The following is a 14,065-nucleotide window of genomic DNA, read 5'->3' as shown; positions in this document are numbered from 1 at the left end:
TTGAGTCGGAAAACGAAAGTGGATGTCAGGCCGCGCTCGGACGCGGCAGCGCCGACGACTTCTTGCCCGGCACCGCCTGCGACAGGGTAATCCCCGGCACGCGGTCGCCCTGCAGGGTCACGTCGAAGGCCATCAACTCGTCGCGGCGGAAGGCGTGCACGGTCAGCTTGTCGCCCACGCGGTAGCGCGACAGCAGGGCCTCGACATTCGACGGGTTGCCGTTCACGCGCAGGCCGTCGATGGCGATCACGATGTCGAGCGCCGACAGGCCGGCCTGGTGCGCCGCCCCGCCTTCGTGCACCTGCGTCAGCTTGGCGCCGAGCGGGTCGCGGCCGATGCCGGCATCGAGCGAAGGCTTGCCGCTCTTTCTCTCGTCGGCCAGCTTGATGCCGAAGGGTGCGAACAGTTTGGCGAGCGGCAGGTCGTCCGTACCCCGCACGAACTTGTCGAACAGGTTGCGCAGTTTCAGGCCGCTGATCTCGTCGAACAGCGATTCCACTTCGCTTTCCGTCACGCCGCGCCCGACGCTCGGATAGAAGTCGCGGCCATATCGCTGCCACAGCGCGCGCATGACGTCGTCCAGGGTCTTGGCGCCGCCGGTCTTGGCGCGGATGGTCAGGTCGAAGGCGAGCGCGATCAGCGACCCCTTGCTGTAGTAGCTGATGATCGCGTTCGGCGAGTTCTCGTCCTGGCGGTAGTACTTGCTCCAGGCGTCGAAACTGGAATCGGCCACGCTCTGCTTCAGGCGTCCGCTGCCGCGCAGGACGCTGCCGACGGTTTTACCGAGCAGCTTGAAATAGGTCGGCTCGCCGATGATCCCGGCGCGCACCAGCATCAGGTCGTCGTAGTAGCTGGTAAAGCCTTCGAACAGCCAGAGCAGCGGCGTGTAGTTCTCGACCTGCAGGTCGTAGGGCGCGAACACGGCCGGCTTGATGCGCTTGACGTTCCAGGTGTGGAAGTACTCGTGGCTGCATAGGCCGAGGAATTTGAGGTAGCCCTCACCTGGCTCGCCTGGCTGCGGCGTGGCGCTGCTCGGCAAGTCGGCGCGGGCGCAGATCAGGGCCGTCGAGGCGCGGTGTTCGAGGCCGCCGTAGCCGTCGCCCACGGCCATCGTCATGAACACGTAGCGGTCGATCGGCGCGCGGTTGGTCTGCGGCTCGAACAGGGTGATTTGCGCTTCGCAGATCGCTTTCAGATCCGCCTGCAGGCGCGCCATGTCCAGGTTCGGCACGCGGCCGGTGATGACGATGTCGTGCGGGATGCCGTGCGCCTTGAAGGTGGCCAGCGCAAAATCGCCCATCTCCACCGGGTGGTCGATCAGTTCGTCGTAGTTGGCCGCCACGTAGGTGCCGAAGCCGTAGCGCTTGGCGCCCAGTTCCTTCATGGCCGTAGCCACGCGCCAGGTTTTCGCGGCCGGGTCGGCCGGGCGCTGGATGTCGACTTCGTGCGCGTCCTCTTCCTGGCCGAGCACGCGTAGGAAAACGCTGGTGCCGTTGAAGAAGCCGTGGGTCTGGTCGAGGTGGGCGGCGCGCACCGACAGATCCCAGGCATAGACTTCGTAGTGCAGGGTCAGCGGGCCGCCGGCGGGGGCGGCGCGCCAGGAGTGCTTGTCGAGTTTGGTGAGCGCCACGGCGGCACCGTTCGACTCGGCCCGGATGCGCACGATATTGCGTGCGAACTCGCGGATCATGTAGCTGCCCGGGATCCAGGCCGGCAGCGCGAACACCTGGCCGTCCGGCGCGGGCGCCGGCACGGTGACGGTCACGTTGAACAGGTGGCCGGCCAGGTCTTTCGGAACGATGGTGTAGTGGATCGCGGGCTGCTTTTTCTGGGCTGTTTTTTTCATGATGGCGAAGTGAGTCGGGCGATGTCCGTAGTGTAACGGATTCGCCCCCGTCTACAACCGGCCGTCATGCCGAGCCAAGTTTCGCAGTAGGCCGTAGGGGTGGTCGAGGCCAATGGCCTCGACCACGGGTGTACCGGTCGGCTCCATCCGGCAGTGCGCACAGACGTGGCCTGAACGCCGCCCACGCGTTCAACGCAGGTAGGCATCGCCGCGCGGTTTCCGAAGCCGCTTGAACGCGTGGCCGCGCAGCGATCCACCTTACGCCAGGTCGGCCGGGGTATCGATGTCGCGCAGGATGCCGGGATCGTCGACCGCGACTTCCGTCACCGGCGCCGACTTGAGGAGCGCACGCGCGCCGTATTCGCCTTCGAGCGCCAGCAGCGCCGGCAGGTGGCGCAAACCGAAAGCGACCGGATTGCCGCGCCGGCCGTCGAACACGGGCGCCGCGATGTCGGCGCCCTCCTCCAGCGCGGCGAGCAGCGCGTGCAAGGTGCTGGGCGCGACATACGGCATGTCGCCCAGCGCCACCAGCCAGGCCGCGGCCTGCGGCAGCGAGCAGCCGATGGCGTGCACCAGCGACGCGGCCATGCCGCTGTCGGCGTCCGCGCACAGCGTCACCTCGCAGCCGAGCGCACGCAGGGCGGCGGCCACGCCGCCATCCTCGGGCGGTACGACGGCGATCACACGGGGAAGCACGGCGAACAGGTTACGCGCGCTAGCCGCCACCACCAGCTCGCCCGAAGGCAGCGGCTGCAGCAGCTTGTTACGGGTACCGCGCGGATCGAAGCGGCGCCCGCGCCCCGCCGCCAGCAGAATTCCGGCAACATTCGCCACGGCGTTCATGGACAAAGGCCCGAATCAGGCCAGCGTGGACGCCGCATCCTTGATCGCCGCGCGGATGCGCTGGTAGGTGCCGCAGCGGCAGATGTTGCCGCTCATGGCGCTGTCGATGTCGGCATCGGTCGGCGCCTTGTTCGCGCGCAGCAGCGCGGTCGCGCTCATCACCTGCCCGCTCTGGCAGTAGCCGCACTGCGGCACGTCGTGGCGGATCCAGGCGTCCTGCACGGCCTTGCCGATGCCGTCCTGGGCGATCGCCTCGATGGTGGTGATGGCGTGGCCGGCGGCCGCCGAGATCGGCGTGATGCAAGCGCGGATCGGCGCGCCGTCCAGGTGCACGGTGCAGGCGCCGCACAGGGCGGCGCCGCAGCCGAACTTGGTGCCGGTCAGGTTCAGGTTGTCGCGCAGCGCCCACAGGATGGGCGTGGACGGATCGGCGTCGACCTGGGTGTCGCGGCCATTGATGTTCAGCTGCACCATGGACGGCCTTATTTGATCGAGTTGAGCTTTTCTTCCAGCGCCGGCAGATCCACCGCGCCCGGGATACGGGTGCCGTCGGTGAAGAAGATCGCCGGCGTGCCCGTGATCTTGAGCTTGTGGCCCAGGTCGACGATCTTCTGGTTCGGCGTGTCGCAGTTGGCCGGTGCGGCCGGCGGCAGCTTGTTGTCGATCATCCAGTCGTCCCAGGCCTTGACCCGGTTCGGCGCGCACCAGATGTTCTTCGACTTCGTAAACGAATCCTCGGACAGGATGTTGTACATGAAGGTGTAGATGGTGACGTCGTCGATGTCCTTGAGCGTGGTCTGGCGCAGACGCTTGCAGTAGCCGCAGTTCGGATCCTCGAACACGGCGATGGTGCGCTTGCCGTTGCCCTTCACCTGCTTCAGCGCCAGCGACAGCGGCAAGTCCGAGAACTTGATCTTGGTGAGGTCGTCGATGCGCGCGCGGGTCAGGTTCTTCGAACTTTTCGCGTCGTAGACCTGGCCGATGAACAGGAACTCGCCCTTCTTGTCCGCGTACAGGATGTCGGTGCCGATGCGCAGTTCGTACAGGCCGGAATACGGCGTTGCGGTGATCGAGTCGATCTTGGCGCCGCCCAGGCGCGGCTCGATGTTCTTGCGGATACTTGCTTCGGTCGTATTTTCGGCGCCCACGCACGACGCCATCAGGCCCGTCGCCGCCAACACGGCGATCTTGGTTTTCAACATCACTTTGATTCCTTAAATAACTACTGACCGATGGCGTGCGCCATCAGGCGACGCTTAATGAACGGCAACTTATCGAGCAAGTTTAATCCCAAATTGCGGGCCACGCGCAGTGGCTCGAGGTTGGCGCCGAACAGGCGTTCGAGGCCGTCGGTGGCAAGTTGCATCAACAACACATCTTCCTTGCGCGCGCGCGCATAGCGCGCCAGCACGCGCTCGTCGCCGATTGCGCGGTGTTCCTCGCGTTCGGCTACCACGCGCAGCAGATCCTGGATGTCGCCGAAGCCAAGGTTCATGCCGTGCCCGGCCAGCGGGTGTACCGAATGGGCGGCGTCGCCGATCAGCGCCACGTGCGGCGCGGTGAGCGCATGCGGGCGCACCAGCGCCAGCGGCACCGCCTTGACCGCTTCCGGCTGCAGCGGACGCAGGGTGCCCAGCGGCTCGTCCGCGTATTCGCACAGGCGCACGGCCAGCTCGCCCATCGATTCTTCCATCAAGGTCGCCGCCAGGGTTTCCGGCGCCGACCACACCAGCGAGACGCGGTTGCCCGGCAGCGGCAGCAGCGCGATGATGCCGTCGCTGCAGGTGAACCACTGGTGGGCGACGCCGTGGTGCGGCTTTTCGCAGGAAAAATTGGTGACGATGGCGCGTTGGTGGTACGACCGGTAGTCGATGCCGATGTCGCACTGCCCACGCACCCAGGAATCGCGGCCGTCGGCGCCCAGCACCAGCCTGGCGTCGATGCGGCGTCCGTCTTCCAGTTCGACGGCGGCGCCCGCCAAGCCGCACGTCAGGCGCGCGCCGCAGCCTTTGACGATCTCGACCTTGTGCGCGAACTTCAGGGCCGCGTCGAGCGCGCCATTCAAATTGCTGTCCTCGACGATCCAGGCCAGCGTTCCCGTATGGGCGCCGAAGGCGTCGAAGCCGAGGCTGCCGCCATTCTTGCCGTCGCCATTGACCGCCATCGCGTCGACCGGCGCCACCCGCTCCGCGTCGAGCGCATCCCAGACTTTCAGGGAGGCGAGCAGATTGCGCGCCGTGTGGTTGAGCGCGTACACGCGCACGTCCCATTGACGTTCGCCGCCGGTGACGGCGACCGGGCTCTCGGCCTGGGTGGCGGGTACCAGCAACGTCACGCTATGCCCGGCCTGGGCGAAGCCGAGCGCCGCCGTCTTGGCGATGGCGCCATTGCCGACGATGCAGACGTCGCTTCGATGGGATGCGGAGGAGGAAGTGGAGGTCGTCATGCCAGGCATTATAGCGGCATGTTCAGGCTGCACTTCGGCCCGTATTTCAAGCGCGCCCGCCGCAATGCCTGAAGAAAGTTGCAGCCGGGACTTGCGAAGCCGCGGGCGGCTGGCTATAATCATGCCTCTCTTGGCCTGGTAGCTCAGTTGGTAGAGCAGAGGATTGAAAATCCTTGTGTCGGTGGTTCGATTCCGCCCCGGGCCACCAAGAATTCAGCAGTACAGCAGAACGCCACCTTCGGGTGGCGTTTTTGTTTTCTGCATGCGGTTTTACTTTCACCGCCACCTTGCCCAAACGATTCCGTCGACACAGGCATTCAGTGAGTTACTGGTGCGCCAGGAAAAACAGCGTTCGTGCTACGTTAAAGACAATCCCAATCTTAACGTTCATTGGAGTAAGCATGTCAAAACAAGCAGACAGCGGTGATGACGACGCAGCCCGGCGCCAGGCGGTCGCGGACTTCAAGCAGGCGGTGAACATGACGCCAGCCCAGCTGGAGAAGTGGCTCGACACCGACGATTCCAAGCGTGTCGGCCAGAAGCAAGGCAATGCCGAATCGACCGGGCACCAGTCCGGACGCCGCATCGTCGAACTGTTGCATCGGCACGTTCAGGACTTGAGTGCGGACGACATCGCACACATGCGCAAGGTAATCGGGTACATCCACCGACACCAGGCACAGGGGCCGACCAAGAGCGATCCGGCATCGAGCGATTGGCGCTATTCACTGATGAATTGGGGCCACGATCCCGAGAAAAAGTGAGCCTCCAGTCGAAGCCTTGTCCTACTTTTCACGGTCTTCAGCCGCAGCGGAGGATCGACGCCACCTTCGGTGGCGTTGTGGTTTGCACTACTCTTCCTTTTCCCTGAACTCACCCTCGATCACCCGGTCGTCACTGCGCTTGAATGGGTTCTTGCCGCCCGTGAATTTGAAGACCGACGACGAGATGCGAGCGAACAGGACGCTTCTCAGCCACGGATAAGTCAGCAGGAACGCCGTGGCGAACCCGACAAATAGCGCGGACACCCAGTCGCCGCGTGCCAGGAAGCTCACCAGGCAGAGTGCGAGCAGACTCACGATCAGCGGCCGGCGCACGGGTTTCGGCAGCAGCCCGACTATGCGCAGCTTGCCGTTGCGAATCCAGGGGACCCTGGCGAACAGCGCGCCAAGCAGCAGGCCCGCCGCGAACCGGCCCGTGCCGAGATAATGGGCCAACTCGCCGATGACGAGGAAACCGGTATAGGTCATCGTGCTGGCCAGCGCTGCCAGCAAGAGTAAAGCGACCGCGGCCGCCAGCCTTGGCCGGGCGATTGCCGCCGTGACGAGAAAACGTAGAATTTGTCGTCTCCTGCAAATGGGTATCGAAAGGGAGCGCAAATCTTAACAGCTCTCCCGTGCAGCCCTCCACCACACGGCCCACCTTGACTTCCCTCCCCTGCGCACCAGGCTCATAGGATCGGCACTTTCAAGACATGCGCGTTCGCGCTTGCCCACGCGGTGATAGTTGTGATGTGAATAGCCGCACGCGCTGCAGCACCGCGGTTTGGACGCGTGGGCGGGAGACCCGCCCACCCTACGGGTCATCCCTGAGGCTTAACTGATTAGCATAAACCCCAGATGGCGTTTTCGCTGAACCTGCTTACTGACAAGCTTACTTCGTCACGACTTTCATCTGCTTGACGTCGAAGCTCGAGTCGCCGAAAGTCTCCTTGTCGAATTCGCCGGTCAGCTCGACCAGGGTGTTGTGGTCGATGTTCACGCCTTGCGGAAAGTGTTTGGCGTCGATCTCGACGGTGATCTTGCCGCTGGCGTCGGCGAATTCATACTCTTCCCCGCCCTTGTGGCTGAGCAGCTTGCCTTGCAGGCGGGCGACCTGGTCGTCCTTGCCCTTGTCCAGCAAATCCTTGGCTGTCATCAGCGGCACGCTGGTGGGGCCGGTGTAGCCGGTAGCGGCGGACGGCTTGGCGGCGGTGTTGTTGGAGGGGCCGGTGTAGCCGGTCGGCTGGGCGCTGGCGAAGGCCGAAGCGGCCAGCAGGGTCGCGATGCAGGAGATGTGCAGGGTGCGTTTCATGGTCGATCCTTTGTCGTGATGGAGAGGTTGGCGCTTTTCAGCGGGCACAGACGCATTACACCGCTCGTACATTAATGCGATCTTAAGAAGCCGCGATCTCAAGCCGGCCAATCGAGCGTCACCCCCAGCCCGCGCCCGTCCAGACCCGGCCCGAAGGCAAGCGCAATCCCGTGCAAATCCGCGATGCGCTGCACGATCGACAGGCCGAGCCCGCTGCCGCCCGCCTCGTTCCCCAGCACCCGGAAGAAGCGTTCGGTCAGGCGCCGCCGGCTCGCCTCGTCCACGCCGGGGCCGTCGTCCCGCACGGCGATGCGCGCGCGGCCGGCGTGAAGGGCGGCGCCGAGTTCGACCCGGCTGCCGGCCGGGCAGTAGCGCAGCGCATTGGCGAGCAGGTTGCGCAGCGTGATGCCGAGCAGTTGCGGATCGGCCGCCACCGTATCGAGTTCGCAGCGCAGCGCTAGCGAGATGCCGCGCGCCTGCGCCTCGGCCGCATGCTCGGCCAGCAAGCCCTCGAACAGGGGGGCCAGCGCCACCGTTCCACTGGCCAGCTGCGTGCGCGCCAGCGGGTCGAGGCGCGCCAGCGTCAACAGACTGTCGACCAGCGCCGTCAGGCGCGCGATGTCCTGGCGCAGTTTGACGAAGGAGGCCGCCAGTTCGGGATGCTGGCGCTGCAGCAGCTGCACGTGCATGTGCAGCCCGGCCAGCGGCGTGCGCAATTCGTGGGCGGCGTCGGCGGTGAAGCGGCGCTCGGCCTGCAGCGCCGTGTCCAGGCGCGCGAACACCTCGTTCAGGGCGCGCACGATGGGCAGCAGTTCGCGCGGCTGGCCGGCAAGCGCCACCTGGGCCAGATCGTCCGGGGTCTTGGCGCCGATGGCGGCGGCGGTGCGGCGCAGCGGCTGCAGCACGCGGCCCGTCAGCCACCAGCACACCAGCGCCAGCAGCACCAGAAAACCCAGCGCCGGCAGCCACAGCACCTCGGCCAAATCTTCCAGGATCTCGAAGCGTTTATCGGCCTGCTGGCCTACCTGCACTTCGAAGCGCCGCGCGGCGTCGCGCACCACGAACACGCGCCAGCGCTCGCGATCCAGATCGACAAAGCCATGGTCGTCGTCGAAGCCGGCCACGAAGGGCGTGGCTGGCGCGCCCGCGCTGCGCTGGAGCACGCGGCCGGCGGCGACCACCTGGTACTGCATGTCGACCTTGCGCACGCCCTCGCCATCGCGCACCGGCGTCGGCGCCAGCAAGCCGCGCGCGTCGAGGTCGGTGGTGGCCGCCATCAGCATGTAGGCCGACTCTTCCAGCGCGTCGTCGAACACCTCGCCGGTTTCCTGCCAAGCGATCACGGTCAGTGTGCCCAGGCTGCCCAGCCACAGCACGCTGCTGGCGGCGAGGATGGCGGCCAGCAGGCGTCGCCGCAGCGACCAGGGGCGCGCGGCCTCAGCCATCGCCTTCCTGTTTCAGGCGGTAGCCGAGGCCGCGTACCGTGACGATGCTGTCGCTGCCGAACTTCTTGCGCAGGTTGTGGATGTACACCTCGATGGCATTGCTTTCGACCTCCTCGCCCCAGCCATACAAGCTCTCTTCGATTTGCGCGCGGGTGACGATGCCGTTCTTGCGCAGCAGGAGCGCGTACAGCACATGGTATTCCCGGCTGGTGAGCGCCACCGGCGCGCCGTGCAGGCTGGCCTGGCGGGTTTCCAGGTCGAGCGCGATGCCGGCGTGGGTCAGCGCATTGCTGGCCTGGCTGGCGCCGCGGCGCACGGCGGCGCGGATGCGCGCCGACATTTCTTCCAGCTCGAAGGGTTTGACCAGGTAATCGTCGGCGCCCAGATCCAGCCCCTCGACGCGGTCGGCCAGCGCATTAAAAGCGGTGATCAGGATGACCGGCACCGTATTGCCGGCCGCGCGCAGGGCAGCGAGCAAGGCGTCGCCCGACAGGCCGGGCAGGCCGCGGTCGAGCAGCACGCAGTCGTAATGGTGGGTGGCGAGGGCCGTCTGCGCCGAGTCGCCGCGGCGCACCCAATCGACGGCGTGACCGTCCAGGCGCAGCCAGGCGAGGATGGTGTCGCCGAGGGAGGTGTCGTCTTCGACCAGCAGGATGCGCATGCGGTTTCCGTTGAGCGGTCAGGAGCCGCCAGCGTAAGCCGCGTACATGAAGCGCATCTTAAGAGCACCTAACAAAACTGTCATGGCTGCGTTGCAGCGCCTTGCCGTACCTTTGTACTGTCTTCGGCGCTGCGCCTTGCCCTGACAGTTTTGTTAAGCGCTCTAACACCGCGTCTACGCTTTTTTCAGCGCGCTCGCCTTGTGCGCCGCCTCCGCCCCGGTCTTGTCGCTGACGACCAGGTATTCGGGGTTCTCTTTCGAGGCGGCCACGTGGTGGCCCTTGATTTCGGTGGGCGCGGTGATCTTCTTCTTGACCGTACCGTGCACCGTGCCTTGCGGCGAATGCCATTGCACCTTGTCGCCGGCCTTGAATGTGTCCGTCATGATGGGCTCCGTAGTAAGCGGTAAGTAAGGGGCGGCGGGCGTGCCGCCATCCCATCATTTACGCATAAATCCGGAACGGCGCGCGCCCGCCAAGACGCGGGCGGCAGGCCGACGCCTTACCACATCAGGTCGTCCGGAATCTTGAAGGCCGCGTACGGATCGTCCTCCTCGACGGCGGTCTCGGTCTTCTTCACGCGCACCACCAGCGAGGCGTCGCGCTCGGCGATCTTGTCGGCGATCACGCGCGGCACCAGCTCGGTGCTGTCGCCAAGGCGCACGATGACGAGGCGGCCCGCCATCAGGTGCTCCTGCACGGCGCCCGAGACGTGGATGCGCTCGATCTTGCTGCCGTGCGTGAAGTTGTAGGCGACGTCGCCATTGCCCTTGCTCTGGCGGTTCTTCTGCACCATCTGCACGATCTGCGCCATGATGGCTTTCTGCTGGGCGGCGGCGTCGCGCTGGGCGTTCATTTCGCGCGCCCGCTCGGCGTTCTTGCGCTGCAGCTCGGCGGCGGCGAGTTTCGCCTCGTCGATCGACTCGGTGCCGGTGCGCCGTTCGATCTTCTTCTGCTTGCTCTTGTCCTGCTGAAGCTGTTTTGCCTTGTTCTTGTTGACCAGGCCGGCCTTCAAGAATTGATCCTGCAACGATGCCATTATCGGCGCTCCTTCTATACGATGTGCGAAGCATAGCAAGGAGCGCGCTGCGCCACCAGTGCCCCTTAGGTCACGCTGCGCGGCAATGGCAGGCCGTCGGCGACGGCCAGCGCCGTCAGGGCTTCTTCCAGCACCATCCGTGCCCGCCCCGCCGCCAATTCGAGCTGGGAATGGATGCGCGCGTCTTCCGGATTGCGGTTGGCGCACTGGGCGCTGTAGCGTTCGAAGCTGCCCACCATCAGCAGCAGGTCGGTCAGATGGCGCGGGCATTCGCAGCTGAGGCTGTTGCCGGCGGCCGCGATGGTGGCGAGCGCTTCCTCGTCGAAGCGAGGCGGCGCCACCGCCGGCGCAGGCACGGCCTGCAAGGACAGGCGCTGCCCCGCGAGGGCCGAACGGCACAGCAGTCCCAGCTCGGCAAGGTCGGCCGGCACGCGCGCGACCAGGCAGCCGAGCGAGCGCAGCGCGCGGATGGTGGCGCTGGGGCAGAAGCGGTAGAGCACGACGGTGGCGGCGACGCCGGCGGCCTCGCGCGCCGCTGCCAGGCGCGGCAGCACGCTGTCGTCGAGCTCGGACAGTTCGACCACCAGCACCTGGGCGCCGCTGGGCACGGCCAGATCCGCCACCTGCTCGAGCCGGGCGCAGCTGGCGCGCACTTCCAGTCCGAGTCCCTGGCGCTCGGCCGCCACGCGCCGTGCCAGGCTCGCGCCGACCAGCACGATGCGCACCGGGCCGGTGGACAGACGCGCGTCGCCCGCACTGGCCGCCAGCATCGCCTGCAACTGTTCGCGCCCCAGCCCGGCCAGCACGCCGATCGCATGGCCCTGGTCGACCAGCTGTTTCAGCAAGCCCAGGCGCGCCACCTGCTCGGCCGAATACAGGCGCTGGCCGTGTTCGGATCGCTCGGCGTCCGACAGGCTGTAGCGGCGCTCCCAGATGCGCAGGGTTTCCACCGGCAAGCCCGCCAGGCGGGCAGCGGCGCCGCTGCGGTACATGATGCGTTCCGGTTCAGTTCTTTGCGGTAGGTTCATGGTTATCGTCTCGGCATTGTCCCGTTGATGTCCGATTATACAGCGACAAATCTTAGACAAAGCGCGCGATAGCGCTTAAATTATCCTGCATACCGGTTCAATGTTGAACGGGCTACTTACCCATCAGGAGTCACACATGAAAAAGTACCTGCTTGCACTTCCTCTCGCCCTGGCCATCGGTTCGTCCCAGGCGGCCGACATCGTCGATACGGCCAAGTCCGCCGGTAGCTTCAATACCCTGATCGCCGCGGTACAGGCGGCCGGCCTGGTCGATACGCTCAAGGGCCCGGGCCCGTTCACGGTGTTCGCGCCGACCGATGCCGCGTTCGCCAAGATTCCCAAGGCCAAGCTGGACGCGCTGCTGAAAGACAAGGCCGCGCTGACCAAGGTGCTGACCTACCACGTGGTGCCAGGCTCGGTAATGGCGGCCGACGTCAAGCCGGGCATGGTCAAGACCGTCGAAGGCAGCTCCTTCCAGGTCAGCGCCGCCGGCGGCAAGGTCATGGTCGACAAGGCGCAAGTCGTCAAGACCGACATCGCCGCCGACAATGGCGTCATCCACGTGATCGATTCGGTGATCATGCCGAAATAAGGCGCGGGCGCTTGCCCGGTATCGCCAGCCCACGACGCCACCGTGTCCGCAAGCAGCGGCGGTGGCGTTTGCTTTTGCCGCACTCTTCATGCCGGGCGCCAACTGAATCCGGGCATCGAAAGCTTCGGCATATACTTTTTCTTCCCTTATTGACGCGAGGTTTCGCATGCCGCACCTGGGCCTGGTCTGTATTACTGCTTCCAAGGAGATCCGCTACCGCACCGTCACGCGCACGCGTCTGCACGCGCAGTCGCCTGACGCCCAAGCCAAGATTCTGGAAGACATTTATCGGGACAACCTGCAGACCTTCGACGCCGCCATGCGTTACTGCGTCGAGAACGGCATCTCGCTCTACCGCCTGCCCTCCTCGATCTTTCCCTTCGCCGATACGCCCGAAGGACTGGCGATTTTAAAGACGCTGGAGACGAGCCTGGCGCGCTCCGGCAAGCGCGCGCTGGACGCCGGCATCCGCCTGGTGATGCATCCGGATCAGTTCGTGGTGCTCAGTTCGGACAATCCGCAGGTGGTCGCCAACAGCGTCGTCATCCTGCAGATGCATGCCGACATCATGGATCTGTTCGCCCAGCCGCGCTCGCCCTGGGCCCTGCTGGAAATCCACGGCGGCAAGGCCAACCGGGCCGACGCCCTGGTGAATAGCATCGCGGCGCTGTCCGATGCGATCCGCTGCCGCCTCGGCCTGGAGAATGACGAATACTCGTACAGCGCCGCCGAGATCCACGACATCTGCCTGCGCAGCGGCGTGCCGATGGTGTTCGATGCCCACCACCACATCGTCCACGAAGACCTGCCCAGCTACGACCATCCGAGCGTGGAAGAGATGCTGCTGAAGGCGCGCGAGACCTGGGCCGAGCCGGCGCACCAGTTGGTGCACATCTCGAACGGACGCACCGGTTTCAACGACCGCCAGCATGCCGACCTGATCGATACCATGCCGTCCTGCTACGCGACGGCGCCCTGGATCGAGATCGAAGCGAAGTCGAAGGAAGAGGCGATCGACGGCCTGCGTCCCTGGCTGAAATCACTGGAAACGCCTCGCGGCAGTCACGCGACGTTGTGAATTTTGCACCATAATGGTGCAAACCGTCATCACAAGACGACACCGGGCGGATGACGCGCGTCACCCGCCCGGTTTCTTATTGCCCCTTCCGTCAGGCGCTGCGCTTGACGATCACCGCCTCCAGGTATTCCGAGGGCACCACCAGCGAAGCGCCGTCGGCCGTATTGAAGCGCTCGAGCAGCTCCAGGATCTCGCGCTCGAGCAGGGCCTGGCCCTGGCCGTCGAGCGCACCGAAGGCTTTATTCACAGGCCCGTAGAAATCGCGGAACACCTGCAGCCAGTGCGCCGGCGAGGCATAGCGGAACACGTAATGGCGGCGCGCCGTGCGGATGTCGGCGGCAGCGTCGCCGAACAGTTCGCCCAGGTAGGCCTCGGTGCCCCACAGCAGCGGCGACATCACGCCGGCCGGCGGCGGCACCGCCTTGCCGATCACCTTGAACAGCTGGCCGACGAAACTGTCGGGCGTCCAGCTGGCCAGGCCGATGCGCCCGCCCGGGCGGATCACACGCAGCAGTTCGCCGGCGCTGCGTCCGTGGTCGGGCGCGAACATCACGCCGAAGGTCGACAGCGCGACGTCGAAGCTGCCGTCCGGGTAAGGCAGGCTTTCCGCGTCGGCCACCTGGAAGGCGATGTCGAGGCCCTCGGCCGCGGCGCGCGCCCGGCCCTTCTCGATCAGGGCCGGCACATAGTCGGTCGAGGTGACGCGCGCCAGCCGGTGCGCCGCCGCCAGCGAGGCGTTGCCGTTGCCGGCGGCGACGTCGATGACGGTCTCGCCGGCGCGGATGTCGGCTATCTCGGCCAGGGTTTCGCCGACGATCTGCAGAGTCACGCCGATGATGGCGAAGTCGCCGCTGGCCCAGGCCGCCTGCTGGCGCGCCTTGATGGCGGCATAGTCCGGTTGCACCGCGCCTCGGGCAGTCGCGGCGGCCGGGGTCGATTGCGTAGTTTTGTCCATGGTGTCATCCTCCGGCTACGAGAGTGAAATTTCGGATCGAGATTTTCAGTATGGTGTGCGC

16 protein-coding genes and 1 tRNA gene are annotated in these 14,065 nt (G+C 65.8%); 4 read left to right on the top strand and 13 right to left on the bottom strand.

The window, feature by feature from the left end:
- Positions 1-25: 25 nt before the first annotated feature.
- The 5 genes from ASF77_RS08230 to ASF77_RS08210 all read right to left on the bottom strand — a co-directional run bounded on the left by ASF77_RS08230 (position 26) and on the right by ASF77_RS08210 (position 5,135).
- Positions 26-1,846, bottom strand: coding sequence for a M61 family metallopeptidase (locus tag ASF77_RS08230; RefSeq protein WP_056337485.1), 1,821 nt, complete (start codon positions 1,844-1,846; stop codon positions 26-28).
- 258 nt (positions 1,847-2,104) lie between these two features.
- Positions 2,105-2,689 carry an NTP transferase domain-containing protein gene (locus tag ASF77_RS08225; protein WP_056337482.1) on the bottom strand — a complete coding sequence of 195 codons (585 nt, stop codon included), beginning with the start codon at positions 2,687-2,689 and terminating at the stop codon, positions 2,105-2,107.
- Between the two features lie 15 nt (positions 2,690-2,704).
- On the bottom strand, positions 2,705-3,163 hold the full coding sequence (locus tag ASF77_RS08220) for a (2Fe-2S)-binding protein (RefSeq protein ID WP_056337479.1): 459 nt from the start codon (positions 3,161-3,163) through the stop codon (positions 2,705-2,707).
- Between the two features lie 8 nt (positions 3,164-3,171).
- The gene (locus ASF77_RS08215; protein WP_056337476.1) at positions 3,172-3,891 is read right to left on the bottom strand and encodes a DsbC family protein; all 720 of its coding nucleotides are present in this window, start codon (positions 3,889-3,891) and stop codon (positions 3,172-3,174) included.
- A gap of 20 nt (positions 3,892-3,911) precedes the next feature.
- Positions 3,912-5,135: an FAD-dependent monooxygenase gene (locus ASF77_RS08210; protein WP_056337473.1), complete on the bottom strand. Its 1,224-nt coding sequence runs from the start codon at positions 5,133-5,135 to the stop codon at positions 3,912-3,914.
- Between the two features lie 132 nt (positions 5,136-5,267).
- Between ASF77_RS08210 and ASF77_RS08205 the strand changes: the two genes are divergently transcribed.
- Positions 5,268-5,343: transfer RNA gene (locus ASF77_RS08205), tRNA-Phe, on the top strand.
- A 193-nt stretch (positions 5,344-5,536) separates the two neighbouring features.
- Positions 5,537-5,899 (top strand): DUF3140 domain-containing protein, encoded by a 363-nt coding sequence (locus ASF77_RS08200; RefSeq protein ID WP_056337470.1) that lies wholly within the window; start codon positions 5,537-5,539, stop codon positions 5,897-5,899.
- Between the two features lie 87 nt (positions 5,900-5,986).
- Here the strand turns inward: ASF77_RS08200 and ASF77_RS08195 are convergent, their stop codons facing one another.
- The 7 genes from ASF77_RS08195 to ASF77_RS08165 all read right to left on the bottom strand — a co-directional run bounded on the left by ASF77_RS08195 (position 5,987) and on the right by ASF77_RS08165 (position 11,379).
- The gene (locus ASF77_RS08195; protein ID WP_156648804.1) at positions 5,987-6,385 is read right to left on the bottom strand and encodes a hypothetical protein; all 399 of its coding nucleotides are present in this window, start codon (positions 6,383-6,385) and stop codon (positions 5,987-5,989) included.
- Positions 6,386-6,788: 403 nt separating this feature from the next.
- On the bottom strand, positions 6,789-7,208 hold the full coding sequence (locus ASF77_RS08190) for a YgiW/YdeI family stress tolerance OB fold protein (RefSeq protein ID WP_056337464.1): 420 nt from the start codon (positions 7,206-7,208) through the stop codon (positions 6,789-6,791).
- Between the two features lie 98 nt (positions 7,209-7,306).
- Complete coding sequence (locus ASF77_RS08185; protein WP_056337460.1) at positions 7,307-8,653, bottom strand: ATP-binding protein; 1,347 nt, start codon at positions 8,651-8,653, stop codon at positions 7,307-7,309.
- Positions 8,646-9,314, bottom strand: coding sequence for a response regulator transcription factor (locus tag ASF77_RS08180; RefSeq protein ID WP_056337457.1), 669 nt, complete (start codon positions 9,312-9,314; stop codon positions 8,646-8,648). Before ASF77_RS08180 ends, ASF77_RS08185 begins: the two co-directional genes overlap by 8 nt.
- A gap of 174 nt (positions 9,315-9,488) precedes the next feature.
- Positions 9,489-9,698, bottom strand: coding sequence for a DUF2945 domain-containing protein (locus ASF77_RS08175; RefSeq protein WP_056337454.1), 210 nt, complete (start codon positions 9,696-9,698; stop codon positions 9,489-9,491).
- Positions 9,699-9,814: 116 nt separating this feature from the next.
- A complete protein-coding gene (locus ASF77_RS08170; protein WP_056337451.1) occupies positions 9,815-10,351 on the bottom strand; it encodes a DUF2058 domain-containing protein in 537 nt (178 codons plus the stop codon).
- Positions 10,352-10,416: 65 nt separating this feature from the next.
- A complete protein-coding gene (locus ASF77_RS08165) occupies positions 10,417-11,379 on the bottom strand; it encodes a MerR family transcriptional regulator (RefSeq protein WP_056337448.1) in 963 nt (320 codons plus the stop codon).
- Between the two features lie 136 nt (positions 11,380-11,515).
- On the opposite strand from ASF77_RS08165, the gene ASF77_RS08160 reads away from it, so the two are divergent.
- Together ASF77_RS08160 and uvsE are read left to right on the top strand one after the other, a co-directional pair.
- Positions 11,516-11,971: a fasciclin domain-containing protein gene (locus tag ASF77_RS08160; RefSeq protein ID WP_056337446.1), complete on the top strand. Its 456-nt coding sequence runs from the start codon at positions 11,516-11,518 to the stop codon at positions 11,969-11,971.
- 166 nt (positions 11,972-12,137) lie between these two features.
- Positions 12,138-13,049 (top strand): UV DNA damage repair endonuclease UvsE, encoded by a 912-nt coding sequence (gene uvsE / locus ASF77_RS08155; RefSeq protein WP_056337443.1) that lies wholly within the window; start codon positions 12,138-12,140, stop codon positions 13,047-13,049.
- A 91-nt stretch (positions 13,050-13,140) separates the two neighbouring features.
- Here uvsE and ASF77_RS08150 read toward each other — a convergent pair whose 3' ends face one another.
- Entirely contained in the window at positions 13,141-14,004 is an 864-nt protein-coding gene (locus ASF77_RS08150) for a class I SAM-dependent methyltransferase (RefSeq protein ID WP_056337440.1), read from the bottom strand.
- Positions 14,005-14,065: the final 61 nt, after the last annotated feature.

Origin of the sequence: Massilia sp. Leaf139 (assembly GCF_001424165.1) — a bacterium.
In the GTDB taxonomy this organism is placed as follows: domain Bacteria; phylum Pseudomonadota; class Gammaproteobacteria; order Burkholderiales; family Burkholderiaceae_D; genus Telluria.
This window is presented reverse-complemented; position numbering and strand designations above follow the sequence as displayed.

Bases quoted from the DNA above. Each gene is read 5' to 3' on its own strand.
- ASF77_RS08210 (WP_056337473.1), bottom strand. From the start codon at position 5,135: ATGACGACCTCCACTTCCTCCTCCGCATCCCATCGAAGCGACGTCTGC.
- ASF77_RS08215 (WP_056337476.1), bottom strand. From the start codon at position 3,891: ATGTTGAAAACCAAGATCGCCGTGTTGGCGGCGACGGGCCTGATGGCG.
- ASF77_RS08220 (WP_056337479.1), bottom strand. From the start codon at position 3,163: ATGGTGCAGCTGAACATCAATGGCCGCGACACCCAGGTCGACGCCGAT.
- ASF77_RS08230 (WP_056337485.1), bottom strand. From the start codon at position 1,846: ATGAAAAAAACAGCCCAGAAAAAGCAGCCCGCGATCCACTACACCATC.
- ASF77_RS08195 (WP_156648804.1), bottom strand. From the start codon at position 6,385: ATGACCTATACCGGTTTCCTCGTCATCGGCGAGTTGGCCCATTATCTC.
- ASF77_RS08160 (WP_056337446.1), top strand. From the start codon at position 11,516: ATGAAAAAGTACCTGCTTGCACTTCCTCTCGCCCTGGCCATCGGTTCG.
- ASF77_RS08225 (WP_056337482.1), bottom strand. From the start codon at position 2,689: ATGAACGCCGTGGCGAATGTTGCCGGAATTCTGCTGGCGGCGGGGCGC.
- ASF77_RS08170 (WP_056337451.1), bottom strand. From the start codon at position 10,351: ATGGCATCGTTGCAGGATCAATTCTTGAAGGCCGGCCTGGTCAACAAG.
- ASF77_RS08165 (WP_056337448.1), bottom strand. From the start codon at position 11,379: ATGAACCTACCGCAAAGAACTGAACCGGAACGCATCATGTACCGCAGC.
- ASF77_RS08180 (WP_056337457.1), bottom strand. From the start codon at position 9,314: ATGCGCATCCTGCTGGTCGAAGACGACACCTCCCTCGGCGACACCATC.
- ASF77_RS08200 (WP_056337470.1), top strand. From the start codon at position 5,537: ATGTCAAAACAAGCAGACAGCGGTGATGACGACGCAGCCCGGCGCCAG.
- ASF77_RS08190 (WP_056337464.1), bottom strand. From the start codon at position 7,208: ATGAAACGCACCCTGCACATCTCCTGCATCGCGACCCTGCTGGCCGCT.
- ASF77_RS08150 (WP_056337440.1), bottom strand. From the start codon at position 14,004: ATGGACAAAACTACGCAATCGACCCCGGCCGCCGCGACTGCCCGAGGC.
- ASF77_RS08175 (WP_056337454.1), bottom strand. From the start codon at position 9,698: ATGACGGACACATTCAAGGCCGGCGACAAGGTGCAATGGCATTCGCCG.
- uvsE (WP_056337443.1), top strand. From the start codon at position 12,138: ATGCCGCACCTGGGCCTGGTCTGTATTACTGCTTCCAAGGAGATCCGC.
- ASF77_RS08185 (WP_056337460.1), bottom strand. From the start codon at position 8,653: ATGGCTGAGGCCGCGCGCCCCTGGTCGCTGCGGCGACGCCTGCTGGCC.